General features: G+C 46.7%; 1 protein-coding gene. It reads right to left on the bottom strand.

Annotation, left to right across the window (positions count from 1 at the left end; genetic code table 11):
* On the bottom strand, positions 1-651 hold a 651-nt coding region (locus tag R7Z49_RS25640; protein WP_318112482.1), incomplete at both ends, for a glutamate synthase-related protein.

The following is a 651-nucleotide window of genomic DNA, read 5'->3' as shown; positions in this document are numbered from 1 at the left end:
TTCACCACCTTCGCCAGAGTTAGAGTAACCACCAAGACGGTTCATCGCCGTTGCAAGTGCTTCGTGTGCCTCTGGGCTCAACGCTCCGATAGACATGGCGGCAGAATCAAAACGTTTGAACAATTCTGTTTTAGGTTCGATTCGTTCAAGTGGCAATGGCGAGTCAGATTTTTTCAGTGCCATTAGGTCACGCAACATCGCGACAGGGCGCTCGTTTACTTGTTTGGCAAAACTTTGATAATCGTTACTTTCACCAGATTTCACCGCTTTTTGCAGTGTACCTACCACATCAGGGTTGTAGGCATGGTACTCACCGCCATGTACGTATTTGAGTAATCCGCCATGTTCAATCGATTTACGTTTTGCCCACGCCTTGCGGGACAAGTTGGTTAAATCTTGTTGGAAATCATCAAAGTTTGCGCCTTCGATGCGAGTGGTTACGCCTTTAAAGCACAAGTCAACCACTTCTCGGCTCAACCCAACAGCTTCGAACAGTTGTGAGCAACGGTAAGAGGCGATGGTCGAAATACCCATCTTCGACATGATTTTGTACAAGCCTTTGTTGATGCCATACTGATAGTTCTGCATAACATCGCGGTAGTCTTTATCTAGGGCACCATCGTCAATCAACTTGCCTAACGCTTCATAAGC

This window comes from Vibrio sp. 1562 (genome assembly GCF_033340155.1).
Taxonomy (GTDB): Bacteria; Pseudomonadota; Gammaproteobacteria; order Enterobacterales; family Vibrionaceae; genus Vibrio; species Vibrio alginolyticus.
Note: the sequence above shows the minus strand (reverse complement) of the source record. Positions and strands in the feature narration are given on the sequence as shown.